A 24416-nucleotide genomic window follows, 5' to 3' on the forward strand; every position below is an offset into this window, starting at 1 on the left:
GTTAAGCCCTGGCATAATTGTGTAACCTCGATTGGGTTGAGACGTGACAATGATTCTGGGCCGGCACGCACGCAATGGGGGGCCATGAGCAAGAAACGCGGTTGCGGTTTCCGCCTGATGCAGCTTTTTGCGTTCGTCCTGCTTCTGCTCTGCGTCGGCACGTACTTCTATTTCGTCTTTCCGTTTTGGGGATACCCGTTGCATGGAGGCTTGAAGGGACCCGTTCCCCTAACGCCCGCGTGGGCGCTCGAACCATGGCTGTGGGAAGACGATGGGAACACGTCCCAGGCCATTCTTGGCTTGTTGAAGGAATACGAAGAGCGCGACTTCCCCGTGCGCACGGTCTTGATCGACAGTCCCTGGTCGACCCGCTACAACGATTTCGCCGTCGACGAGGAACGCTATCCCAAACCGGCCGAGTTCTTTGGCGACCTCGAAAAACGTGGGTACCGCGTTGTGCTTTGGATGACTTCGATGGTCAACAGCCAAAATGACGACACGCGTTTCAAAGATTCGACCGATTGGTACGAAGACGCCAGGAGAAAGGGTTACTTGACCGGCGACGGATGGCAAATTGGATGGTGGAAGGGGAGAGGCGGGTTCATCGATTACACGAACCCCGCCGCGATGAAGTGGTGGCGCGGCCTGCAAGAGCCGCTCTTCGACTGGGGCATCGACGGATGGAAGCTGGACGGGACCGGCACACTGTTTCGGTCGCAGTATCGCAATGCGCCGTTGTTTTACATGAACGTGTTCAATGGTCCGATGACGACGCGCCAGTACATGGACCGCTACTACCGCGACGAGTACGCGCACGGCCTCAGCAAGAACCCCGAATTCATTACACTTTCGCGGTCAACCGATCGCCTCGGCCTGCTGAACAGGAAGCCGCGCGGCGAATTCTTCGAGTGGCTCGACACCCTCGCCCACCCGGAGGGATTTGCGCCGCTCGACGCGTCACCCGTGAATTGGGTCGGCGATCAAGACCACGCGTGGACGCTCGAGAACGAAGGAATTGAGGAAGCGATTACGGACATTCTGCGCAGCGCGTCCATGGGCTACAACGTCATTGGCTCGGACATCCCGGGCTACTCCGGCAGCGACATACCCCCGAACCTGTACGCGCGCTGGGCGCAATTCTCGTGTTTCTGCGGGTTGTTCATGAACGGCGGGCACGCCGACCGGCGGTTGTGGTTGTCGAACGAGCGCGAGTGGGAGATCGTCCGCAAATTCGCATGGCTCCATACAGAGTTGGTCCCGTATATCTACACGCACGTTGCGGAATGCCACGAAGGTGGTAAGCCACTCATGCGTCCGCTCGAATCCAAATACCACTATCTGTTCGGGAACGACTTCCTGGTTGCGCCGATCTACGAGGACAATCTGATGCGATCGGTCACCATTCCTGCGGGCAAGTGGCGGTATATGTTCAACGATTTGGAGGTGTTGGAGGGACCGTCTACGACGCGACGCACGTACCCGCTGGAGGAAGCCCCCGTGTATATTCGCGACGGCGCGATCATTCCGCTGAACGTTTCACGCAGTTACACGGGTTACGGCGATGCGGAATCGAAGGGGTTCGTCACCTGGCTCGTGTATCCGGCGGGCAACACCGAATTCGAAATGGTGCACGCGGACGGTTCCGGCAAGACGAGGCTCGAGTCGCGCATGTCGAGCCAGCTTACGCTCCAAATCTCCGGCGTGCACAAACCCCACATTCTGCGCGTCCACATGATTTTCCCGCCGTTGAAAGTGCAGTTGGATATGAAGGCGCTGGAGGAAGGCCTCGACTGGACCTACGACCGCGACCGCGCAAAATTGATCATACGCACAAAGGACTACGCGGAAGGCAAGTACGTCGTCGATTATTAATCGGCTCTCGCCGCGCCTTCCTTAAGCAGTCGAAAGAGTCCGGAATCCGCGCTGAGAATCGCCTCGGTCCCCGGAGGCGTCGATTCTTCAAGCACCTCCAACGAACGCACGAAGCTGTACAGCTCCGGGTTCGAGCTGAACGCTTCGGCAAAAATGCGGATGGCTTCCGCGTCCGCTTCGCCGCGCATCATCGCCGCCTCGCGCTCGGCGTTCGCGCGGATGACCTGCACCTGGCGGTCCGTGCCGCCCATAATAATCTCCGCCTGTTTCTGGCCTTCGCTGCGATACCCGCGCGAAATGCGGGATCGTTCCGCAGACATGCGGCCGAACACGGCCTGGAAGTTTTCCGGTAGCAGGTCGGCGCGCCGGATGCGCACGTCGACCACGCGAATGCCGTACTGCGTGAGCGTGCGATCGTTGGCGCGTTTCGTCACGGAGTTCATAATCTTTTCGCGCCCCAACGTGATCTCGTCGCTCATCGTGTTGAGCGCTTCAAGATCTTCCGGAGCGTCCGTCGTGGCCGGTACGTCCGTGCCCACGTGCTTGTTTGTCGTTCGGATCACTTCCGTCAGATCGTTTCGGCCCAGTTCCTCGCGCACCGCGGAGTAAATCACGTCGTCCAGCGCGCCGTTGGCCCCGGTAATCGTGCGCACGCTGATGCGGAAAAGCAGAGGGTTCTCGATTCTCCAACGCGCAAAGTTGTCGACCACGAGCGTCTTCTTGTCCGCAAGCACGACGGCCTCTTCCTCGACCCCGTACGTCATCAAGACATCCGGAAAGCGTTCGACCGTGTCGGCAAACGGCGCCTTGAAATAGATGCCCGCGCCCATGCTGATCTTGAGCTTTTCCGCGCCCTCGCCCGTACGCCGGGCAGCATGCAGGATTTCTGTCTTTAGCGGCTCGAATTGTTCGGGCGCGCGGTCGCCGACGATCACGTGGACGGGTTTGTTCAGGCGTGTGACAACGACTTGGTCGCGTTCATGTACGACGAACATGCACGTGTTCGCTACGAGGAGCGCAATGAGAACGCAGACGGCGGCGGCGCCCGCCACAAATCGAAACGTCTTCATGGTGTGTTCGCTCCCGAGTAGGTCTGCTGTTGGTACTGTTGCTGAATCTGTTGTGGGTCCACCGGAATCGCCTGCCTGTCCAAATTCTTGAGATTGAGCACTCCGGCGGATTCGTCCACGAGGGTAAGTCTCAGATTCGGCAACAGGCGCGACATGGTCTCGAGATACAGGCGCGACCGCGTGATCTCGGGCGACTGCCGGTACTGCTCCGCGATGGCGTTGAACCGCGCCACGGCGCCTTGCGCTTCGGCAATCGTCGCCTCCTTATACCCCTCGGCGGCCAGCTTGACGCGCTCGCCTTCACCTTCCGCTTTGGGAATCTCGCCGCTCTGGTACGCGTGCGCTTCGTTGATGATGCGCTCGCGTTCCTCTCGCGCGCTCGCAACGTCGCGAAACGCTTCGGCCACTTCGTGGGGCGGTTGCACGTCCTGCAAAAACACGTCCTCGATCGTGACGCCGGCCCCCGTCAGGTCGGCGAGTTCCTGCATCTTCAGTTTGATCTCGCCCATGATTTCGAACTTGCCGGTCGTCAAAACGTCGTTGATCGGATGGTCGCCGACAGCCTGGCGCAGCGCGGCTTCCGCCACGGCGCGCAGCATGCTCTCGACCTCGCCGGGATCGAAATTGAAAAGGTATTCGCGCGAGTTCTTTACGCGGAACTGTACGGACATCGAGCAATTGACGACGTTTTCGTCGCCGGTGAGCATCTGAGATTCGTTGAGGAGCGACGGGTCGTTCTGGAACGTGGCGTAGGTCGTCGTGCCCCCGGAGCTATTCGAGCGAAATCCGATCTCGAGCCGCTTCACTTCGCCGATGTCCGCAAATTCGACGGTCTGAATCGGCCACGGCAGCTTGAAGTGAAAGCCCGGCTCGGTCGTGCGTGTGTATTTGCCAAACGTCAACACGATGCCTTCCTCCCCTGGCGCGACCGTATAGGCCGGCCCGCCGCGCAGCAGCCAGAACAAAAAAAGCACAATGAGGATTGGCCACAGCACCTTCGCAAGGTTTGGCCGGAACTTCGACAAATCGAATCCGCCGCCGCCACTTCCGGGGCCGCGGATGATTTCCGGTCTGAATGGCTTTCGTTCGCTCATTGGGTTGCGCTCCTGTGCATTCTACTCGTCCGGGTACATGTCCGGCCGGAGGCCGATATTTACAATACTGCACGCAGTAATAGTGTTAAGTCCGATCTCTTCCGCTTTTGCGATCAGTTCTGCGCTCTCCGAACCGGGATTGAGAAAGAACTCGGCCGGTTTGCGCGCGGCGATCTCGTGAAGCATGGTTATGCCCACGGCAGGCGGCACGTACATCGAAACGCGATCCAGCGGTCCCGGCACTTCCCCAATCGAAGCGTAGGCCTTCAGTCCTTCAATCTCGCGGGCGTTCGCATTCACTGGATAAACCGTCCAGCCGCCATCGCGAAACGCGCGCACGGCCTTGTTGCCATACTTCCTCCTGTCCGCGGAAGCGCCGACGATTGCGATGGTCTTTGGCATGTATCGGTATTTCCCTGGCCGGAACTATTGATTCCCGCTCTCGCGCCGGAACTGGCGCGCTTGTCGAAGCGCCAGTATACTTTCTCTTTGCCTCGTGAGGCATCTTTATCCAATCGTCTGTTGAGGGGTCCGGCGTGAAATCCAGTCTGCATTACATCGCGGGGGCGCTGCTGTTTGCCGGCCTTGCGGCCGCACTTACGTTTCCCTCGCTGAACAACGGCTTTGTCAACGACGACAATTATATGCGCGCATTACACAAGGGGTTTCCCGGTCTCGACGCGCTCAGCAGAAGTTGGGTCGACGCATTCGCGTTTTCGAAGGGAAATGTGCAGGAGAACGAGTGGCTGCGCGATCGCGGCGTGTTTCCGTGGTGGGCCGTGACCGAAGCGAAACTGTGGTTCTTTCGCCCGCTTGCGGCGGCAACGCACTGGTTCGATTATACGACGTTTCGTGACAACGCGCGGCCCATGCACCTTCAAAACGTGCTGTGGTTCGCATTGATGTGCGGGCTGGCGTTTGTGCTTTTCCGTGAATTCGCCTCTGCGCCATGGATCGCGTGGCTTGCAGCATTCATGTTTGCGACGGACGAGGCCCACGGGTATGCCGTCGGGTGGATTTCGAGCCGCAACACGTTAATGGTCGCGTGCTCGTCGATAGCCGTCCTGATTGCGCATCACCGCTGGCGCACAACGAAACGCGACGTGTGGGCGGTTGCCGCCTTCGCGATGTACGGGATCGGCCTCATCTGCGGCGAGGGCGCGATTAGCGTCTGCGCCTATCTCTTTGCGTATGCGCTGGTCATGGGATTCGATTCGTGGCGAAGCCGGCTGCTTTCGTTGGCGCCCTATGCGGCGATTAGCGCGATGTACCTTGCACTGTACCGTGTGCGCGGTTTCGGGTCTGCAGGCTCCGCATGGTACGCGGACCCGGGGAGCGATTTTCCGGCATGGCTCGCGCGGATCGGCTCAAACATACCGATCCTGCTCTTCACCGAATGGTTCAAGTGGCCCTCCGAATTCTTGCGCGGCGGCGACACGCAGCGGGCGACTGGCTTTGCAGTAGTTGTACTGTTGCTGTGTGCCGCGTTGTGGATCATGCGCCCAATGCTGCGCGCAAACGCGCGCGCCCGGTTCTGGCTCATTGGCGCGGTGATTGCCCTGCTGCCGGTGAGCGCGGTCGTCGCGCAACCGCGCGTGCTCACCATTTCGGCAATTGGTGGCATGGCCCTCATCGCCGAATACCTCTCAGGCTGGTTCAATGCGCGCCAGTTTGCCAGGCTGATTGGATCCATTGTCGGGCTGACGGCAATTGTGCGGATCGCAGATTCGATTTTTCGGCTTGGCACAATTGTCTACTACATCGTCGGCGCCTTGCTCATCGTTGTACTCGTCATTCTTGTTCGACGGGGCGATAAGTCGGCGGAATGGATTCCAAAAGCGGGACTCCGCCGCGCAAACGCGACGGCGTTGTTCTGCATTTTCGTTGTCGCGCACTTAATCGTCGCGCCGAACACGCTGACGGTACAATCGATGGTGCATGGCGCGACCGCACGTAAGTTCGACGCGGCCTACGCGTCGCTTCCATTTGACGCGTCGGTCGTGAACCGCGACTTGATCCTGCTCCAGGGTGCGAACGACTTCACCTGCTATTACTTTATGCTGAAGCGGTCCGCCGACGTGCAGCTCATGCCGGGGCACATGCGCATGCTCTCATCCGGCCTTCGCGCGCTGACGGTTGAACGACCGGATGGATCCACATTGTTGATTCGCAGCGATGACGGCTTGATTGCGGACCGCGGATTGAGCGTCTACCGGAGCGCCAAGTATCCGATGACGCAGGGAGACACGGTTCAATTGGCGGGCTTGACGGTGACGGTCCTCAAGACTGACGCCAACGGTTGGCCGATGGACGCAGCCTTCGTCTTCGACAAACCGTTGGACGACGACCTGTACCTGTGGTACACGGGGGCGATGGTCGAAGAACGCAGTCCGCGTACCGGCCGGCTCCTGACCGTCGAACGCTACTTTCCGATCGCGCCGCCCGCCGTGGGCGAAACGATAACCGTTCGAGAGCTGCTCGAACGCAGTCCCAAGTACCAGGCAGTGCTGGCAGACGCACGAGACGCCAAGGCGCCAGATTCATAATCGTCCGCTCGTCTCAATAATTGGTGTTCGACCGCAGGTAAGCGTTCCCAGGGCAGAAACCAAAAGGTGCGCCGGCGGTACAAACCGGCACACCGCAATCCACTCTCAATCTGCGCTTACAGCGCCGCGGCGCCCGCCGACGCGCAGGCGTGGTCGTTTTCGACGATCGATCCCGACACGCCAATTCCGCCAATGACGACACCGTTGGCGTTCGTCAGGGGCACGCCGCCGGGAAACGTAATCAGACCTCCGTTCGAATGCTCAATGTTATACAGCGACCCGCCCGGCTGGCTGAGGTTGCCGATCGCGCCGGTCGGCATGTCGAAGAAACGCGCTGTACGCGCCTTCTTAATCGAGATGTCGATGCTGCCGAGCCACGCGCCTTCCATCCGCGCGAAGGCTTTCAGGTTCGCACCGGCGTCCACGACCGCAATATTCATCTTGCAGCCCAGTTCCTCGGCCTTCTTGATGGCCGCCGCGACGGCCCGCTGCGCGGCCTCGAGATCGATGTCGTGCGCGCTAAGTCCCGTATATTTGCCCGGCATGACGCAGTCTCCTTGTTCGTGTGAGTGACAGTGTTGGGGCAGCTACCGCGCAAAACGTACCAGCCCGTCCACACGCGGATCAAGGCGGCAACTTGTCTGCCGAGACCAATTCCGGCAAGCTGATGGTGCAAGGAGTGAGGTGTCCGATGAACGGCGATGCGTGGTTCATCAATGGCAAGACCGTACTCGTCACGGGCGCGAGCAGCGGAATTGGCAGGGCGACGGCGCAAGGGCTTGCCGAGTTGCGTGCGCAGGTCATCCTCGTGTGCCGCGACCGCCGCAAAGGCGAGGAGACCATCGCCGGCATCGCGCGCACGGTGCCGGGCGCATCGCTCGATCTAGTAATCGCGGATTTTGCGTCGCTCGACGACGTGCGCCGCGCGGCGGACGACGTATTATCGCGCTTCCGCGACCTGCACGTTCTGATTAACAATGCCGCGACGATTCCCGGTGCGCGGACACTGTCACGCGACGGCATCGAGATGCAGTTCGCTGTCAACCATCTTGCCCCATTCCTGTTGACGAACCTGCTGCTTTCGCGGCTGAAGGCCTGCGCGCCGGCGCGGATTGTATTCGTGTCGTCCGACATGCACTTCGGCGCGAAGCTCGACTTCGACGATCTGCAGAGCGAACGCTCCTACGCCGCCATGCGGGTTTATGGCAAGACAAAACTCGCGAACGTGCTTGTCACAAACGAGCTCGCCCGAAGGCTCGAGGGCACTGGTGTGACGGTAAACGCGCTGCATCCAGGCGTGGTCGCGACTGGCATTGCCAACAATCTCGCTTTCCCGCTCAATCGTCTCGCGAAAGTGGCCGGGCTGTTTTGGCTGAGCCCGCGGGATGGCGCGCGAACCCCGATTTATTTGGCGAGTTCGCAGGAGGTAAGCGGCGTAAGTGGAAAATACTTCGAGAAGTGCAGAGAACGGGCGCCGTCGCCCGCATCGCACGACGTCGAGACAGCCAGAAGGTTATGGCGCGTTAGCGCGGCGATGTCTGGTTTGGAAACGGTTGACGCGGCCGCCTGCGCGCCGTAGCATTTTCTTGGTGGCTCTTCCGTAGAACGGAGAACTTCGATGACCACTTCTGCACTTAATGACATCACCCGGCGCGCGTTCCTCGTTTCCGCGGGTGCGGGCGTTGTCTCCGCGGCGGCGCACGCCAAAACAGTCGCGGCGCCCAAGCGGCAACCCAATGTCGTGTATGTGTTCAGCGACGAGCACCGCTGGCAGTCGATGTCGTTCACCGAATTGCCGCAGGTGATCACACCGAACATGGCGCAGCTCGCGGAGGAGTCGGCGGAGTTCACGAACTGCATCAGCAACTACCCTGTATGCTCGCCGTACCGCGGCATCCTTTTGACCGGGCGCTGGCCTCAGGAGACCGGCGTGGTGGACAACAACATCCCGCTGTCGCCAAACGAGCAAACGGTCGGGAAATCGTTTCGCAATGGCGGGTGGCGCACAGGGTATATCGGCAAGTGGCACCTCGGCGGTACGCGCGCGGAACCGTTCGGCTTCGACCATTCACTCATCTGGGAAAAGACGAACATTCACTGGGACACGTCGGAGTATTATCCCTCAGGTAGTGCGCCCGTCACGCCGAAGGGATACAACGCGACGCTGATGACGGACCAGGCGCTGGAATTCATGGAGGGCAACACGGCCAACCCGTTCTGCCTTTTTGTGTCGCTCAATCCGCCGCACGCGAATTTCACCGATGCGCCGGAAGGGAAGAAAGCGCTGTACCCCGAGGGTGCGCTGCCGCGCCGCCCGAACTGGCAAGACGGCCGGCCGGCGGATGCGTCGCCGGAGGCGAAGTTCTTCAGCAACAACGGCTGGCCATACTACGAAGGCTACCATGCGCACATCAGCGCGATTGACGATGAACTGGGCCGGATCATGAAGAAACTCGAAGAGCTGGGAATTGAAGAGAACACCATTCTCGTTTACACGAGTGATCACGGTTCCATGTTCGGCTCGCACGGCGTGGGAGGGAAGCGGCAGCCCTTCGAAGAATCGATCCGTGTCCCGTTCCTCGTGCGGTGGCCGGGGCGAATCGAAGCGAAGAAAAAAGTTGACAGCCTGTTTGGAACTATAGACATAGTCCCGACATTGTGCGCCCTCGCGGGCGCGAAGGCGCCGCGCAGGTGTAGCGGCCAGGATTATTCGGATCACCTTGTCGGCGGCGGTGGGCCGGACCCGAAGTCGCAGTTTATCATGCACATTGCCAAGGGAAACGCGTCCGGCAAAGAGACGCATCCTGCGCCGCTGTTCCGCGGGATCAGGACGAAGAAGCACACATACTTCATGACCAGCAAAGGCAAGGGTTCGTTGTTCGACAATGCCAAGGACCCCTATCAGTTGGCCGATCTGTTCGGCACCGCCGATTCGCGATCGGTCCGCGAAAAGTGCGAGAAAGTGACGCGCGCATGGCTCAAGTCAGTGAACGACTCGTTCTCACTCGAGGTAAAAAACTAGTCATGGCCCCGCGCAAAGACGAAGCCGGCCGATTTAAGCAACTCATCGACATGATGCGCGACCTTAGCATCGACCCGGACCCGGGCACGTCGGCGAAACTGTACCGCGACACGATGCGCAAACTATACGGCGACCTCGGGCTTATCTCCATTTCCCGCCGGGGCGTCGGACCGAACCAATACCGCGTGATTCGAATTTTCCATGACAAGCAGATTGAGTCGGATGCGTTTCCAAACCGGGAGGACGAAAGTAGGGTCGCTCCAATCGAGAGCGGCGGCATTATTGGTCAGATTATTTCCGAAGAACGCGTCACCGTCATTCGGGACTTGAACGTTCCCACGGACCCGGTGTTGGGCACGGACCTGTCGCCGTACCGCTCGATGATCGCTACGCCCGTGTTCGACGGCGGGCGCGCCCTGAACTGGGTTATTTTCCTGTCGACGAAGGCGGACGCGTTTACGTCGCGCGAGGTCGAATCGCAGATTCTGCAAGCCAATCTGCTGGGCGGCATGTCCAACAGCAAACGCGCCGCCAAGGAACTGCTCGAAGCGACCGCGTTCATCCATCACGAAGTCGACGAAATCGCAAGCATCCAGCGCGGGCTGTTGCCTGCGCCGTTGCCCGCGGTGCCCGGCCTCGAACTCGCCGCGATCCACGAAAGCTTCGATCGCGCGGGCGGCGACTACTACGACGTGTTTCCCATCGGCCCCATTGACGAGCAGAGTTCCAACGATCACGAGGGGTGGTGGGGCATTCTCATCGCGGACGCGTCGGGCCACGGGCCGTCCGCGGCCGTGGTTGTCACCATGTTGTCGACGCTCATTTACACGCGCGTGCACAAGGCGCAAGGTCCCGGCGCGATGCTCGAATACTTGAACCGCCACATCGCCACAAAACCGATCCACAGCTCGTTCGTGACGGCGTTTCTGATGTACTACTGTCCCGAAAGCCGCCTCGTCCGATACGCCTGCGCCGGGCACAATCCGCCGCTACTGCGCTCGAACGGGGAAGCGCGCTGGCTCGACGCGGTTGGAAGCTTTCCGCTCGGTATCGATCGCGGTGCGTGGTACGAAGAGGCCGAAGTACAGCTTCAGCCGGGCGACACGTTGCTCCTCTACACCGACGGCATTACCGAAGCCAAGGCGCTCTCCGGCGAGTTCTTCGGCGAAGAACGCCTCGAACACGCCATCCTCAACGGCCACGCGAGCGCTCCAGACCTCATCGACACCATCCGCGGCCACGTCCGCACCCACCTCCTCGGTCAACGCCCCACCGACGACCAGACGATGGTGGCCATGCGGGTGCTGTAAGGACGCACCCAAGCACGCGGAACAATCCAATGTCGAGACGCGTGCTGCGGCCGTCGTTCGAGTAGTGCGCGACCCCATTACTCGGCGGACAACTTCAACACAATGATCGTGTCCAATGGATTACGTCGATCATTGGGAACCACGCACCGTATGCCATTTGCGTCCTGCTCGAACTGTACAAGCGAGCCATCAACCAACGCAGCGGATTGGATCGTCGCGTCGAGCTTGGGCAACTGCAACTCCTTCTCCGGCCAGTCGAGTACGTGAACGTAAATCGTGTTTTCCTTGTGCGTGCTGCATCCCCACTTGTCCGGCCGGAACGGTCCACCGCGTGTGCCGTAGATGCTCTCGCCGTTGGCTTTCAGCCATGCCCCGATTTCCATCAGGCGATCCACCTGGCGCGGTTCGATGCGGCCGTCCGGCATGGGGCCGACGTTGAGCAATAAATTCCCGTCGCCACCCGCGGTCTGCACCAAGATGTCGATGCACTCTTTCAGCGATTTCAGTTTGTCGTCGGGTTTCCAGGCCCATTGGGAACAGATCGTCATGCAGGTTTCCCACGGGCGCTCGCTGTTGAATGCGCCGACTTGTTGCTCGGGGGTGTCGTAGTCGCCCGGCGCAAAGCCGGATTTGGTTACCCCCTCCATTCCTTCGCGGCCTTTACCGACGCGGTTATTCACAAGCATCTTCGGGTCCAATTCGCGGCAGTATCGCAGTAGGTCCCACCCGCGCTCGACGGTCCACGGTTTTTCCCATTCGCCATCGAACCACATCGTGTGCAACGGCCCGTATTTGGTCACGATCTCACGCAACTGGTCCCGCATGTACTCGACATATCGATCCATGTTCGGGTCCCGGCCTGCGGGAAGTGCGTACCCGGGCCCGCCCTGCGCGTCGATGGTGTTGTAGTCAGGCTGATACCGGTCGAGGATCGAGTGGTAGGTGCCAAAGGCAAGGCCGGCGTTTCTGCACGCCAACGACAGTTCCTCGAGTACGTCACGCTTGAACGGTGTGGACATGATGTCGTAGCCGGTAAATTGCGAGTCCCATATACAGAAGCCGTCGTGATGCTTGGACGTGATGATGACGTACTTCATCCCGGCGCCCTTCGCGATACGTGCCCACTCCGCCGCGTTGAACTCGGTCGGATTGAATTCCTCGTAGAGCCCGTCGTACTCCTCGCGGGGCACCTCCTTGCCGCGCGACCAGCCAATCTCGGTGCCTTTCAACGAGACGGGGCCCCAATGGATGAACATGCCAAACCGCATCGCCTGCCATCGTGCGACGGAATCGGGATCGGCGGGCGGTGGGGAAGTCTCGACAGGCGGATTGGCGTGTGCGAACAAGCTATAAAGTGTAATGGCGCACGCAAATGCCGAAAAAGTGTACGACGTGCGTTTCATGGCAGAATCCCCCGATCCCCCAAAGGCGTATTGTACCAAATCCGGCAAGTGTCATCAGTCTGAGATTCGCATTAATTGTCGTGCTCGTGCTCGTGCTCGTAATCGTAATCGAGCATTCGAGCTTATGCACAACTCCGAAGGGCGTTCGACTTTTCGAACGCGTTTGGGATTCATGACACTGGCGAACGTGAATCGCCGAAAGCGCGCACAAATCGAATCGCTAAAGCACGTTCGTCACGCGCACCCACACCCAAACGACCGCCCATTGAATCCACCAGCGGAACTGTGGCCAGGCGATATACAGGACGACGGCAATCGCCAGCATCGCCATCCAGCTCGTGACGATACGGCGGACGAGGCGATAGACGGATGTAGCGATATTCCTCACGAACGACCAGAGATGTTTTGCGCCTTCGCGCACGGCCCAGACGACGTCGCTGTCGGTCGGGAGGCCGCGCGTGCGGCGGGCGAGCCCGTCCGGGGAGCAATCGAGAATGAGCAGCGTCTGGCCGATCTGCACCATGCCTCCATCGCGGACGATCCGCGAACGCAGCGCGCCCGCGGGGTACCCGTTCACGTAGATGGCCTTGTCGCGCGCTTTGCGGATGCGGTACCCGTCGGACACGACGGACACAAGCGCGTGAAAGTCTTCGATGCCTTTGTCGAGCCGTAGCGTGACAGTGCACCCGCTGTCGTGGCCAATGTGGAACGGCGCGCGTACGATCGGAAACTCGGTGCCGTCTTCCGGTCCGTTCACGACGACAAAACAGTCGGCCTGCCCACCCGCCCTCATGCGGTGGCCACTCCACGTTGGATAAGCGTTTCGCCTTTGCGGAAGGTCAGTTCGTCATTCTCGACGAGTACCTCGACGGTGTCGCCGTTGACGAAGCGCCCTTCAAGCACCATCGCACTGATGGGATTCATGACGAGCCGCTCGACGGTGCGGCGCAACTCGCGCGCGCCAAACTCGGCGTTGTAGCCCTCGCGCGCAAGATACTCGTACGCGCCCTGAAACACGCGCAGCCGCATACCACGCTCCTTCAGGCGCTCGTTCATCTCGCCGAGATTTATCTTCAGCATGAGGCGGATATCCTCGAACAGTAGCGGATAGAAAGGGACAATCTCGTCTATGCGGTTGATGAACTCGGGGCGAAAGCTCTTGCGCAAGCTCGCCATCAGTGCGTCGTCGTCCACTGCGTCCACTCCGCGATGCAGGTGCTCCGAACCGACGTTGGACGTGAAGATTATTATCGAGTTGCGGAAGCTCAGGTCGCGCCCGCGCGAGTCTTTCAGACGCCCTTCGTCCAGAATGGGGAGGAAGATATCGAAGATACGGCGGTGCGCCTTCTCGATTTCGTCGAACAGCAGAATCGAAAACGGCGCGTTGTGTATGGCCTGCGACAGCCGGCCCTCTTCCTCGCTGCCCACGTATCCCGGCGGCGCGCCGAGCAGGCGCGACACCGAATGCTCCTCGACATACTCGGACATGTCGAAAGTGATTAGATGCTTTGACGAACCGTACAACATGTCCGCAAGACTCTTCGCGAGTTGTGTCTTGCCGACCCCCGTCGGACCTAGAAACAACATTACCGCCTCGGGACGGCTCGGATCGGCCAGACCCGCGCGCGCCTTTTTCACCGCCGCGACGGCACGCGACACGGCATCGTCCTGTCCAATGATGCGCTTGCGCAGCTTGCGGTCAAGATCGGTCAGCCGCACGCGCTCTTCCTGCGTGATTTCCTCAATCGGAATTCCCGTCATTCGGCTGACCACCTTGCGCACGTCGTGCGGAGTCACTTTTTCGGCCAGTGGTTGCCCCATGTCGCTGTCGAACGCCTTCGGCATGCTCTTCGCCGCAACGGCCTTCAACCGGTACCGCGCACAGGCCTGATCGAGCACGTCGATCGCCTTGTCCGGCAGTTGCCGGTTCGGCATGTACCGCTGCGACAATGCGATCGCCGCGTGCATCGCCTTGCCGCTGATATGCACGCCATGGTGCTTTTGCAGGCCGGGGCGAAGATGCCCCAAAACCTCCCACGTCGCCGCCGCGGACAATTCCTCGATGCGCAACATCTGGAACCGGCGCTCGATCGCCGGGTCTTTCTCGATGAACTTGCGGTACTCGTGCAACGTCGTCGCGCCAATGCAGCGCAGTTCGCCCCGAGCGAGGGCGGGCTTCAGAAGATTCGCCAAGTCCGTCGTTCCACCCTCGACCGTGCCCGCGCCCATGATGAGATGTATCTCGTCGATGAACAGCACGCTCTTGGGTTCGCGGCGCAACTCTTCGAGCAGACCCAGCAGCCTTTCCTCGAACGCGCCGCGGTACGCCGTGCCCGCCATGAGCGCCGCCATGTTTAATTCGAGGAATCGATACCCCGCCAGCACGCCCGCGCCGCGCCCGCGAAACGCGGAGTACGCCAGGCCTTCGACGATCCGCGTCTTGCCCACGCCCGCTTCGCCAACCAGGATCACATTGTTCTTCGTCTTGCGCGAGAGAATCTCCGCGATGGATACGATGTCTCTGTCGCGGCCTATGGCGGGTTCGAGCGAGCCCAGCGCCGCGGCCTGCGTAAGGTCGCGCGTCAGCGTCGCGAGCACCGCCGTGCTCGTCGGTTGAGCGGCGTTGTCCTCTCCCATCACAAGCTCTGGCAAGTCGCGCGCGTCAGCGCCTTGCTGTGGCATGGCGGCGGCCTTTACGCTCGTCTTCTGGGCTTCCCTCACGAGGGGACGCGCCTGGCTGCCGCGCATCAATTCGTGACGAAGCAACTTAATCATCTCGCCGCGCGGGAGTTGGAGGCGATCCATCGCCCTGCTGGGCGCGGAGTATGCGTCCGCGATCAGAGCGAGCAACAGGTGCCCCGCCCCAGCGTTGCCCTGACTCAGGCGCTGGCCGAAGCGCGCGGCCTCGTTCGCGACCCCCGCGCAACGCGGCGTGTAGAACACTTCCGGTCCCGCGATGGGCATGTGGCCTTTCCACGCTTCCCGCGTCATCTCGTGGGACGCCGCGCGCAGTTGGTCTGCGTATTGTTTAAGGAATGTAAGGGGGAGGAGATCGGACTTGACGAGGATCGCTTCGTACAGGTGCTCGACTCCGACATACATCTGCCCGCGGCGCAGGCTGATTGCCGTAGCGTCGTCAAGCAGGGCATTGACTTCTTGCGAGACCGGAACCTGCACGAATGTGGCGCTTCCTACTGCGTGGTCCAAATACGTTGTCAGACGCCCCGCTGGACCCCGTACCCCCACGCGGGCGGTCCGCAGAGGCATAGTAATACACGGGCAGGATCAATTCCGCAAGAAAATTACACAGCGGTCAGATTTCAGAGATTGGGGCGGCCAACAATAGTCGGCGTTCGGCTAACGGACCGCCTCTTCGCGGGTCTCGTACCAACTGCGCCACGCCGCGGCGTTCTTTGTGATCCAGTCCAAAACGGCGTCGCGTCCAAGATCGCGTCCGGCCTTCTCGGACTCGATCCACTTGTGCCGTTCGATCTCGGCCCGCTGTTCGGCAAGAAACCGGCGTTGACGTTCCTCGCGCCAACGGACCGCGTGGGAAGCGTTCCAGTCGGCAAGCGCCTCGTCAAACGTTACATCACAGCCCCGCTCGCAGCACATCTTCGTTTGGTGCGACTCCACAGCCAAACGTTCTGCGCGGGAAAGTCTACAGTCCATCGCTACTAACCCTCGGCCCTTGGTACCAAGATGATGAACCCACACCGCAGGCATTGCCCGCGCCCTCCCCGAAGAGACTTGTGATAATACTCAGATTTGACATCCATGTCCAGCCTTCTTTTTTTACTATTGGCAAAATCTGTCGCCTGTTAAATTATACCAACGACGGTCGGCTGCCTTACGGCAGCGCGTACTCGGTGGGGTCATTCCACTTCCGAAGTCGGTTCGTTGCCTGGCGATATGAACGCCAAACAACTGTACATTCTGTAATCATAGACGACTTTACGTAGTCTTTATTCAGGACTCTTCCGCTTATTTCATAATCGTGATTTTTTTCTCAATAGTTGGATTGTCGTGCACTCCATGATATACTTACCGGTAGGGAATTGTTCCCGTCCGTATATAAACCCGTGGGGGGAATCGCACCATGAAGAAAAACTCCAAGCAAACCGTCCAGCAGCGCGCCGCCAAAGTCGCGCTCCGCGTCATCGAACTGGAAAAGAAGACTTTCGACCGCGTCGCCAAACGGGTCGGCTCGATGCAGGACCGCATGGACAAGATGGTCCAGAAGCGCGTCGACGCCGCGAAGTGGATGCCGAAAGAAGGCAAGCAACTCGTCGCGGAGTGGGTCCACACGATGAAAAAGGGACGCGGCGATCTGCGTAAGGCCGTGGATACGACATTCGATCTGTCGAGCGAATTCGTCAAGCGCGTGAGCGAGCCGGCGGTTAAGGCGAAAAAAAAGGCCCCAGTCGTCAAAAAGAGAATGGCCCATCAGCCTGCGGCAGCGTAAGTAACCTTTCCGCGGCCTTTCGTAAGAAGCCGCGCCGTTAAGCCATACCATTGCAATGGGGCAGCGTTGCGCGTAATATGACGCCAATGCAACGGAGGAGTGTTTTGTGTCCCAAGCGACCCAACTGACGCGCGCCTATCCTTGGTCCGATGTCATCGACGGCAACGAGATCACATTCCGGTTGATGACCCACGCGGACCGCGGAGACATGCTTTCGTTTGCCCAGGCGCTCCGCCCCGAAGACCTGATGTTCCTTCGGCTCGACATTACTCGGCCCGAGGTCATCGATCATTGGATTGAACACATCGAAGCGGGCAATACGGTCACCGTGCTCGCCTGCGAAAACGGCAAGATCGTCGGCTACGGCACCCTGCATTTCAACGAAACCTGGTGGACCCACCACCTCGGTCAGGTCCGCATCCTGGTCCAAAGCGACCGGCGTAAACTCGGGCTGGGCCGACGACTCGCCGTCGAAATCTTTCAGCTCGCCCGCGAGAAAAAACTCACCCGAATCTTCGTGCAAATGGCCGCCGACCAACCCTACGTTCGCCAACTCTTCGAGGACCTCGGCTTCCGTGCCGAAGCCCTCCTTACCGACTGGGTCATGGACCGCAACGAGCGCACCCACGACCTACTCATCATGTCGCATTACGTGGACGATTTCGGAAGCTAATCTCCAGATTCAGCCGCCCTCCGCTGCGGCTCCTGCATTGATTCCACCGGTGTCGCCGCAAACCGCCCTATGTGATCACGACCCGACAGGAACCAATCCAAGCTTTGCGTGTTAAAATCGTTGACGAGACGCAAGGTCTATGGGGTCTGTGTAAGGCGTCGCAGGGTAGAGGGTTAACACATTCGCACGCACCCGACATCTGTCGCTGTTTTGGCAGTATTCGCGGCAATTCTGCCCTTCGCCGCGATCGCCGCGCCGCTCCACACCTACGTCTTCCAGCAAGGCCTTAACGGTTACAGCGGGTTCGACGATACGTCAATCTTCAGTGAAAGCACGAACTCGGGCGGCGGTACGGACGGCGTTTTCTCAGGAACCAACAATCAGATTCAGGATCGTCGGGCATTGATCCGCGCCGATCCCGCTCAGATTCCTCCAGGGGCGATAGTAATGGACGTCCAACTTCGTATGGTGGTGGAGTCCTCCGGCGGCAACTTTGGCGACGTCGTTTTCAACCTTCACCGGCTCACAAACGATTGGGGGGAGGGGACGGCAGTCGGGACGTTCGAGGGAGGGCTTGGGGCGCCGCCTACCGATGGTGACGCGACATGGGAGTCCAACCATCACAATGTATCGCTGTGGGGCGCCGAAGGCGGCGATTTCGCTACGACTCCAAGCGCAACGCAGGCGGCCGGTCAAGCGGGCGATGTGGTTGTGTGGAGCGACGCCGGAATGATCGCGGATGTGCAGGGCTGGGTGGATGGTTCTTTGCCGAACAACGGTTGGGTCATTGTAAGCGCCATCGAAGGCACGAGGCAGCGCGTGAAAAAGTTTCACTCCTCGGAGGCGGCCGCCAATCGTCCGATGCTTACCATTACCGTGGACCTGGCTGCCGCCGTTCCATCTCTTGACCCGTCGGGCATATCCATACTCTTATTGTTCATCATCGCCGCAGGGGTGTGGCGAATGCGCATGGAGCGGCGCGCTGTTCTTGCGGTCCCGAATCAAGATGCACCGCGCCGGCTCTATGCGTCCCGTCTCCTATTGTGGCCGGGTGGGGCGAGGCTCCGTCCGAGCCGCGTTTTCGTGACGGAACAGAACGGCACGGGCAGAGCCATTCCTCGCCCGCGTTTGCACGATGCGTGTTCGCGGGGCAACGTAGCACGAAACCGGTCGCTGGAATAAAGGGCGTACATCCATGGCATTACTGGACGAATACATCGTTGGTGTCGACGGGCCGTGGTCCGACGAGGAGGCCGCGCACCTCTGGCGGCGCGCCGGATTTGGGGCCACTCCATCCGAGCGGACAACCGCGGTAGGCGCGGGCGACCAAGTGGCGTTTCAAGCCGCCGTCGACGCGCTTGTGAACACCCAGCCTCAAGACCCCTACCTCGATCAGCCCGCCGGTACGGGTACCGGCGCTATCGGCGACCCGCTCGCTGACCTTCCGAACGACACGAGCGATCTCGGTCTCGTCAAGACACCCATCTCGAAGCGCTCGATGCAGGCCCACTGGATTTACCGCATGCGCTACACGTCGCAGCCGTTGCAGGAACAACTTACCCTGTTTCTGCACGACCATATGGTGTCTGAATGGGTAAAAGTTACCAGCGGCATCACCTCGCAAGTGAACCAGGGCAACGACGGGGTCCCACCGCCTACCGGCTTCCAATCCTGCACGACCGGCACGCTCCCCTACGATCCGTTGCGCCGCACGCTCTTCGCGATCGATCTCTTGATGACGCAGAACTATCTGTTCCGCGCGACGGGCATCGACGATTTCCGCCAATTGCTCATCAATATCACGCGCGACCCGTGCATGCTGCTCTATCTCGACAACGTGCTCAACCGAAAGGGACGTGCCCAGGAGAACTACGCGCGCGAAGTGATGGAGCTTTTCTCGATGGGCGTCGGAAACTACAGCGAGAACGACGTACAGGAAGTGGCCAAGTGCTTCACCGGCGAAACGCTCCCGCTGCGCGGATGCTCGAACGATTATCAATATGACGTCTACGGCTTCGACCCCGCGCTGCACGAACCGGGCAACAAGACCGTCTTCGGGCAGACGATCACCTTCGACGGGACCGGCCAGGAGACCGTCGACGTTATCGACAAGATTCTGGCGAAGGTCTCGGTGAACCCCGACGTCTCGGGACTTACCCCTCCGTATAACACGCTCCCCGCGGCGGCAGTCTACATGGCGTGGAAACTGCTGCAATGGTTCGTGGGCCGTGACTTCCAGTTGTCGCCGACTCCCGACCTCGCAGTGCTCGAACTCGCCGACTACATGCGCGGTACGGACGCAGGCGTCTATCCGCAGCGCCGCTATCCTTACGACGTGCGCGCCGTGCTTCGAAAACTGTTTCTCTCGAAGCTGTTCGTCGATTCGGCGTATCGCTACAACCTTGTGAAGACGCCCGCGGACTACGTTGTCATGGCGCTGCGCATGATCGGAATCGGCGAAGGATTCGCCCAGTTCAACGGTCCCGCCGATCGCATGGCCGACATGGGCATGTCGCTGTTCGAGCCGCCAAACGTCGCGGGCTGGAACCACGGCAATACATGGATCACGTCCGGCAACGTCATTCAGCGATTCAACTACGCGAACCGAATCGGACAGGCCGTGCTGAACGGCACGGCGGGCGACGCGTGGCTCGACAACTTGCTGACCACGAACGGGTGGTTGCCCGCCGACCCCGCGGACCATCCGGCCATCATCGACTACTTCGCCACGCGTCTGATCCAAATCCCGCTGACGCTCGAGGAACAGACGGCGTTAACCGCGTTTCTCGACACCTATCCGCTGGTGGGCAGCGGTAACGAGCCCATGCGCAACAAAATCCGTGGCATCATTCACATGCTGATGGCCATGCCCCGGTTTCAATTGAAATGATCCGCAACACTCTGGGAGAACGCAGGTGAGCATCAGCCGACGCAGTTTCTTGAAAGCGGGCCTGTCGAGCATGACGTATTTTTCGACCGCAGCGACCGTACCCATGTGGATCGCGCAAACCGCGAAGGCGTTCACCGGCCTCGGCCACCCGGATCGCGTGCTGGTGATTATTCAGCAGGCCGGCGGCAATGACGGGCTCAACACCGTCATCCCATACACCGACCCAATCTATACCGGTTCCGTCTTGATTGGCGGACAGGAACAGCGCCCCAACCTCAAAATCCTGGAACCGAACCTTGGCCTGACGCTCCTGGGCGATGGTCTCAATGCGTTCCATCCGAAACTGATCCGGCTGAAGGATTGGTACACGAACGGAAATGTCAGCGTCATTCAAAACGTCGGTTATCCAAACCCGAACCTCTCGCACTTTGTCGCGACCGATCTCTGGGAGTACGGCACGTCGCCCGGCGCGCAACTGAGCACCTTGCAGGGGTGGATTTCGCGCTTCTTCGACAATCAGTGCGCGGGGATTCCACCGGAAAACATCGATCCCCTCACCATGCTCGGCGCGGGAAAGGATATCGTGCCGTTGACGCTGAACGGCAGCCTCGGCTACACGCCGCCCGCCGTATTGAACTTTACGTCCTATAAATTCGATGCGCCTGCAAACGCCTCGCTCAACGCGCATCACAAACAGGGACTCGCGGACGTAAATGCATTCACTACAGCCGATCCCACGATAGATTTCTTGCAGCGGTCCGCAAACATTGCCCAAGCTTCTGTGGACGACGTCGCCACGGCCAACCTGCAGCCGACGCTGAATCCCTATCCGACCGGCACGCTGGGCACAGGACTGGACATCGTCTCGAAGATTATCCGTGCCGGATTCACAACGAAGATTTTCTACGTGTCGCAAGGCGGCTACGACACGCACGCGAACCAACTCGCCGGCGGCGACCCCATCAATGGCGGCGATCACCCACAGTTGTTGAACGAATTCGATCTTGCGGTCGATGCGTTCCTGAAGGACATGGAGCAGAGCGGCTACCTCGACAATGTCATGATCATGACATTCTCCGAATTCGGACGCCGCGTGAAGGAGAACGGCAGCTTCGGCACCGATCACGGCGCGGGTAATTCGCTGTTCCTGATGGGCGGTAACGTCAACGGCGGTGTTTACGGCGGCCAACCCGACCTCGCCGACCAGCTCAACGGAAACCTGCGCCACACGATCGATTTCCGCGCCGTATATTCCACGATCATCCAGGACTGGTTCGGCGCGGACCCCGAGCCCATCTTCGGTTCCGCGGACTTCAACGACCCCATCTTCAACATCCAGGGCGGGATGGCCCTCCTTCCGGTCATCAACAACGCCCTGCCGATTCCAGTTGCGTCTACCATCGGGAACCTTGTCGGCGCGGCGCTGACCCTCGCGGCCGGCGCATATGCGGTTAGACGAATCGACCGAGCTTTCACCGCGCAGGATTGAAACGCCCCCGCAATTATGTGGCCGCCACAATCGCGCTCGTAACCGTCCTGTTCCGAAAATAGTCCTTTAAGACATCCTGCTCGTGTTGGTTTGAAATATGAGATTTCAAATCTGAAATTGCGTTCTCACAGTTTCTGGGTGCCCGAAAGGGGTATGGCAAATTCTCCGAAAATGCACAATTCGTCCCACGCGCCAAAGGCGCAACGAAACCCTCGCCAGGGGCATTGCCCCTGGAAAATATCAATGCCCTTATCACCGCGCGCTGAAAGCGCACCGCTCAAGTTTTCATAATCTTCGGGGGGAACTCTGTTCGTGACGACTCGTAATCGTATTCGAAAATTTGGCTTCAAGACCGAGCAATGCCGGCGCCGGTAGCGACGAAAACCCTTGAATCGCTCCAAACCTCGGCATTATTGGTCACCGGTATGCGATTCGCTCCTTCTTTGCGCTCTTTGTGTTCTTTTGTGGCTGAACGGTGCCCGGAATTGGACGCGCAATGACGCGCCGAATCGGCTGCCCGGATTCCTCGGATCGAGTGAATTCACTCGGCGTGAAGCGCACGGAACTTGCACGGCGCGACTCAGTGCTCTAGCCTTTCGGATTAGGTTTGGGGAGTCCGTATGTCCGTCCTAGGCATGGTGGAGTTTTCGGCAATCGCCGTAGGGATTCGCGGGAGCGACGCGATGGTAAAGGCCGCGCCCGTCGAGTTGATCGAGTCGCGCCCGATTACGCCGGGGAAATACATTTCGTTGGTAACGGGCGACGTGGCGTCGGTCGATGCATCCGTGCGCGCGGGAATCGAAGCCGCCAGGGACGCCGGCGTGGTCGAGAGCTTTGTCCTGGCGAACCTGCACGATCTCGTGATGCCCGCGATCCGCGGGAAAACCGCCCCGACGGAAATTCACGCTATTGGCGTGCTCGAGACCTCGTCCGCTGCCGCAATCGTCGAGGCGGCCGACGCGGCGTGCAAGGCCGCGCCGGTTGCTCTGCTCCAACTGCACCTGGCGAACCATATCGGCGGAAAGGGCTACACCACGTTCACAGGGTCGGTTGCGGACGTCGAGGCCAGCGTAGCGGCGGGTGCCCTCGTGGCGGGCGCGCGATTGGTCGAGCGAGTGGTGATACCAAACCCGTACCCGGAACTGAACGCGTACTTGACGCGCCGGCATTCGTGGTGATCGGCCGCGAACGAACGCAGGGAACGCAAAGATGATACCCGGCAAAGTAATCGGCAGGTTGGTGGCAAGCCAGGCGCTGTCCGCATTCGACGGGGTAAAATTCCTGTTGGTCCAGCCTATCGACGATACCCACGCGGATTCGGGGAACCCGGTTGTTGCGTGCGACGCGATTGGCGCAAACGTCGGCGAGTTCGTCTACATGGCGCAGGGCCGCGAAGCCACGTTTCCATTGCCGGACAAATTCAATCCCGCCGACCTGACGATTGTTGCTATCATTGATATCCAGATGCCGTAACTGACTCTGTCTCGAAATATAGGCCGTCTGCTGCAATGAAACTTGCCCGAGTAATGTCGAGCGTCGTCGCGACGCAGAAGCATCCATTTTACAGGGGTCGCAAGACTTTCATGGTCAAGCCGCTCAAACTGGATGGCTCAACGGACGGCACGAACTTCGTGGCGGTGGACCGTGTCCAAGCAGGCGTCGGCGATCTGGTGCTGCTGATGCAGGAGGGCAGCTCGGCCCGGTTCATGTTCGGCGAGGCCGAAGCGCCCGTCCGTAGTGTCATCGTTGGAATTGTCGATCACGTTGATCTGCACGTGGAGGGGAAATGACCGAACTCGATCTCCGGAAAGCCATTTGCGAGGTGGGCCGCCGCCTCTATGCGAAGAACCTCGTTGCCGCGACGGACGGAAATATCAGCGTGCGGCTTGGCGCGGGTCGGTTTCTGTGCACCCCCAGCGGCGTCTCAAAAGGCTTCATGGCGGTAAACGACCTGATTGTTGCGGACGCAAAAGGCCACAAAATCTCGGGAGATGGCAGGGTCACCTCCGAATTCACGACGCACCTCGCCGCATACGAGGAGCGGCCCGACATGAACGCCGTCGTTCACGCGCATCCGCCCAAGGCCTTGGGGTTCACAATCGCGGGCGTGAGCCTTTCCGACTGCGTGCTGCCCGAGGTGATATATACGATCGGCGGAATTCCGACCGCGGACTACGCGACCCCGGCCACCCCAGAAGGCGCCGTCGCGATTCGCGATCTGATCCGAAAGTGCGACGCGCTCATGATGGATCGGCACGGCGCACTGACCGTCGGCGTGAACGTGTTCGACGCATTGTTCAAGATGGAGAAAATCGAGCACGCCGCCGAGTCGCTGCTGACGGCCCGCGTCCTTGGGAACGTGCGGAGGCTGGAAGGGCCGGAGATCGAGAAACTGTACAAAGTGCGCGAGGCGTATGGTGTTTCCGGCTTGGCGTATCAGTGCGCATCGGATTCGTGCGGGTGTGGACCGGCCGAGCAGCCAAACGACCCGGAATTGGATAAAGTAGTCGAAGAGACGTTAAAGGTCTTGGGTCGAGGGTGAGGTCGACGAATTGTATCGTTTCCCAAGCTCTTACGTGCCT

Annotated in this window: 22 protein-coding genes; 14 read left to right on the forward strand and 8 right to left on the reverse strand. The window is 60.0% G+C overall.

Annotated elements, in window-relative coordinates; all coding sequences use genetic code 11:
- The first annotated feature begins 117 nt into the window (after positions 1–117).
- On the forward strand, positions 118–1872 hold the full coding sequence (locus HUU46_17260) for a glycoside hydrolase family 31 protein (protein NUM55399.1): 1755 nt from the start codon (positions 118–120) through the stop codon (positions 1870–1872).
- Here HUU46_17260 and hflC read toward each other — a convergent pair.
- The 3 genes from hflC to HUU46_17275 are packed head-to-tail and all read right to left on the reverse strand — an operon-like array spanning position 1869 to position 4438.
- Positions 1869–2942: a protease modulator HflC gene (gene hflC / locus HUU46_17265; protein ID NUM55400.1), complete on the reverse strand. Its 1074-nt coding sequence runs from the start codon at positions 2940–2942 to the stop codon at positions 1869–1871. The genes HUU46_17260 and hflC overlap by 4 nt on opposite strands.
- The gene (hflK, locus tag HUU46_17270; protein NUM55401.1) at positions 2939–4036 is read right to left on the reverse strand and encodes an FtsH protease activity modulator HflK; all 1098 of its coding nucleotides are present in this window, start codon (positions 4034–4036) and stop codon (positions 2939–2941) included. The genes hflC and hflK overlap by 4 nt, the downstream gene beginning before the upstream one ends.
- Positions 4037–4057: 21 nt before the next feature.
- Positions 4058–4438, reverse strand: a complete 381-nt coding sequence (locus HUU46_17275; protein NUM55402.1) for a CoA-binding protein — start codon at positions 4436–4438, stop codon at positions 4058–4060.
- Positions 4439–4572: 134 nt separating this feature from the next.
- Here HUU46_17275 and HUU46_17280 point away from each other — a divergent pair, with 134 nt between their 5' ends.
- Positions 4573–6582, forward strand: a complete 2010-nt coding sequence (locus HUU46_17280; GenBank protein ID NUM55403.1) for a hypothetical protein — start codon at positions 4573–4575, stop codon at positions 6580–6582.
- A gap of 116 nt (positions 6583–6698) precedes the next feature.
- On the opposite strand, the gene HUU46_17285 is transcribed toward HUU46_17280, so the two are convergent.
- Positions 6699–7127, reverse strand: coding sequence for a heme-binding protein (locus HUU46_17285; GenBank protein ID NUM55404.1), 429 nt, complete (start codon positions 7125–7127; stop codon positions 6699–6701).
- Between the two features lie 167 nt (positions 7128–7294).
- On the opposite strand from HUU46_17285, the gene HUU46_17290 reads away from it, so the two are divergent.
- Genes HUU46_17290 through HUU46_17300 form a run of 3 tightly spaced genes read left to right on the forward strand, consistent with a single transcriptional unit; the run spans position 7295 to position 10914 of the window.
- A complete protein-coding gene (locus HUU46_17290) occupies positions 7295–8161 on the forward strand; it encodes an SDR family oxidoreductase (GenBank protein ID NUM55405.1) in 867 nt (288 codons plus the stop codon).
- 39 nt (positions 8162–8200) lie between these two features.
- Positions 8201–9604 carry a sulfatase gene (locus HUU46_17295; protein ID NUM55406.1) on the forward strand — a complete coding sequence of 468 codons (1404 nt, stop codon included), beginning with the start codon at positions 8201–8203 and terminating at the stop codon, positions 9602–9604.
- Positions 9605–9606: 2 nt separating this feature from the next.
- Positions 9607–10914, forward strand: coding sequence for a SpoIIE family protein phosphatase (locus HUU46_17300; GenBank protein ID NUM55407.1), 1308 nt, complete (start codon positions 9607–9609; stop codon positions 10912–10914).
- A 77-nt stretch (positions 10915–10991) separates the two neighbouring features.
- Here HUU46_17300 and HUU46_17305 read toward each other — a convergent pair whose 3' ends face one another.
- The 4 genes from HUU46_17305 to HUU46_17320 all read right to left on the reverse strand — a co-directional run bounded on the left by HUU46_17305 (position 10992) and on the right by HUU46_17320 (position 15953).
- Positions 10992–12317: an alpha-L-fucosidase gene (locus HUU46_17305; GenBank protein ID NUM55408.1), complete on the reverse strand. Its 1326-nt coding sequence runs from the start codon at positions 12315–12317 to the stop codon at positions 10992–10994.
- 220 nt (positions 12318–12537) lie between these two features.
- Positions 12538–13110, reverse strand: a complete 573-nt coding sequence (locus HUU46_17310) for a hypothetical protein (protein NUM55409.1) — start codon at positions 13108–13110, stop codon at positions 12538–12540.
- A complete protein-coding gene (locus HUU46_17315; GenBank protein NUM55410.1) occupies positions 13107–15494 on the reverse strand; it encodes an ATP-dependent Clp protease ATP-binding subunit in 2388 nt (795 codons plus the stop codon). Before HUU46_17315 ends, HUU46_17310 begins: the two co-directional genes overlap by 4 nt.
- A gap of 180 nt (positions 15495–15674) precedes the next feature.
- A complete protein-coding gene (locus HUU46_17320; GenBank protein NUM55411.1) occupies positions 15675–15953 on the reverse strand; it encodes a hypothetical protein in 279 nt (92 codons plus the stop codon).
- 463 nt (positions 15954–16416) lie between these two features.
- On the opposite strand from HUU46_17320, the gene HUU46_17325 reads away from it, so the two are divergent.
- From HUU46_17325 to HUU46_17365, 9 genes are all read left to right on the forward strand, one after another.
- Positions 16417–16782 carry a hypothetical protein gene (locus tag HUU46_17325; GenBank protein ID NUM55412.1) on the forward strand — a complete coding sequence of 122 codons (366 nt, stop codon included), beginning with the start codon at positions 16417–16419 and terminating at the stop codon, positions 16780–16782.
- 106 nt (positions 16783–16888) lie between these two features.
- A complete protein-coding gene (locus HUU46_17330) occupies positions 16889–17455 on the forward strand; it encodes a GNAT family N-acetyltransferase (GenBank protein NUM55413.1) in 567 nt (188 codons plus the stop codon).
- A 210-nt stretch (positions 17456–17665) separates the two neighbouring features.
- A complete protein-coding gene (locus HUU46_17335; GenBank protein NUM55414.1) occupies positions 17666–18637 on the forward strand; it encodes a DNRLRE domain-containing protein in 972 nt (323 codons plus the stop codon).
- Positions 18638–18650: 13 nt separating this feature from the next.
- Positions 18651–20345, forward strand: a complete 1695-nt coding sequence (locus tag HUU46_17340) for a DUF1800 family protein (protein NUM55415.1) — start codon at positions 18651–18653, stop codon at positions 20343–20345.
- 25 nt (positions 20346–20370) lie between these two features.
- Positions 20371–21834, forward strand: coding sequence for a DUF1501 domain-containing protein (locus tag HUU46_17345; GenBank protein ID NUM55416.1), 1464 nt, complete (start codon positions 20371–20373; stop codon positions 21832–21834).
- Positions 21835–22454: 620 nt separating this feature from the next.
- The gene (locus tag HUU46_17350) at positions 22455–23012 is read left to right on the forward strand and encodes a BMC domain-containing protein (GenBank protein ID NUM55417.1); all 558 of its coding nucleotides are present in this window, start codon (positions 22455–22457) and stop codon (positions 23010–23012) included.
- Between the two features lie 31 nt (positions 23013–23043).
- Entirely contained in the window at positions 23044–23307 is a 264-nt protein-coding gene (locus HUU46_17355; protein ID NUM55418.1) for a EutN/CcmL family microcompartment protein, read from the forward strand.
- A 35-nt stretch (positions 23308–23342) separates the two neighbouring features.
- The gene (locus tag HUU46_17360) at positions 23343–23624 is read left to right on the forward strand and encodes a EutN/CcmL family microcompartment protein (GenBank protein ID NUM55419.1); all 282 of its coding nucleotides are present in this window, start codon (positions 23343–23345) and stop codon (positions 23622–23624) included.
- Positions 23621–24376, forward strand: a complete 756-nt coding sequence (locus tag HUU46_17365; GenBank protein NUM55420.1) for a class II aldolase/adducin family protein — start codon at positions 23621–23623, stop codon at positions 24374–24376. The genes HUU46_17360 and HUU46_17365 overlap by 4 nt, the downstream gene beginning before the upstream one ends.
- Positions 24377–24416 lie beyond the last annotated feature (40 nt).

The sequence above is a fragment of the Candidatus Hydrogenedentota bacterium genome, assembly GCA_013359265.1.
GTDB lineage: Bacteria > Hydrogenedentota > Hydrogenedentia > Hydrogenedentales > SLHB01 > JABWCD01.

Bases quoted from the DNA above. Each gene is read 5' to 3' on its own strand.
- HUU46_17260 (NUM55399.1), top strand. From the start codon at position 118: ATGCAGCTTTTTGCGTTCGTCCTGCTTCTGCTCTGCGTCGGCACGTAC.
- hflC (NUM55400.1), bottom strand. From the start codon at position 2,942: ATGAAGACGTTTCGATTTGTGGCGGGCGCCGCCGCCGTCTGCGTTCTC.
- hflK (NUM55401.1), bottom strand. From the start codon at position 4,036: ATGAGCGAACGAAAGCCATTCAGACCGGAAATCATCCGCGGCCCCGGA.
- HUU46_17275 (NUM55402.1), bottom strand. From the start codon at position 4,438: ATGCCAAAGACCATCGCAATCGTCGGCGCTTCCGCGGACAGGAGGAAG.
- HUU46_17285 (NUM55404.1), bottom strand. From the start codon at position 7,127: ATGCCGGGCAAATATACGGGACTTAGCGCGCACGACATCGATCTCGAG.
- HUU46_17295 (NUM55406.1), top strand. From the start codon at position 8,201: ATGACCACTTCTGCACTTAATGACATCACCCGGCGCGCGTTCCTCGTT.
- HUU46_17300 (NUM55407.1), top strand. From the start codon at position 9,607: ATGGCCCCGCGCAAAGACGAAGCCGGCCGATTTAAGCAACTCATCGAC.
- HUU46_17305 (NUM55408.1), bottom strand. From the start codon at position 12,317: ATGAAACGCACGTCGTACACTTTTTCGGCATTTGCGTGCGCCATTACA.
- HUU46_17310 (NUM55409.1), bottom strand. From the start codon at position 13,110: ATGAGGGCGGGTGGGCAGGCCGACTGTTTTGTCGTCGTGAACGGACCG.
- HUU46_17325 (NUM55412.1), top strand. From the start codon at position 16,417: ATGAAGAAAAACTCCAAGCAAACCGTCCAGCAGCGCGCCGCCAAAGTC.
- HUU46_17340 (NUM55415.1), top strand. From the start codon at position 18,651: ATGGCATTACTGGACGAATACATCGTTGGTGTCGACGGGCCGTGGTCC.
- HUU46_17350 (NUM55417.1), top strand. From the start codon at position 22,455: ATGTCCGTCCTAGGCATGGTGGAGTTTTCGGCAATCGCCGTAGGGATT.
- HUU46_17355 (NUM55418.1), top strand. From the start codon at position 23,044: ATGATACCCGGCAAAGTAATCGGCAGGTTGGTGGCAAGCCAGGCGCTG.
- HUU46_17360 (NUM55419.1), top strand. From the start codon at position 23,343: ATGAAACTTGCCCGAGTAATGTCGAGCGTCGTCGCGACGCAGAAGCAT.
- HUU46_17365 (NUM55420.1), top strand. From the start codon at position 23,621: ATGACCGAACTCGATCTCCGGAAAGCCATTTGCGAGGTGGGCCGCCGC.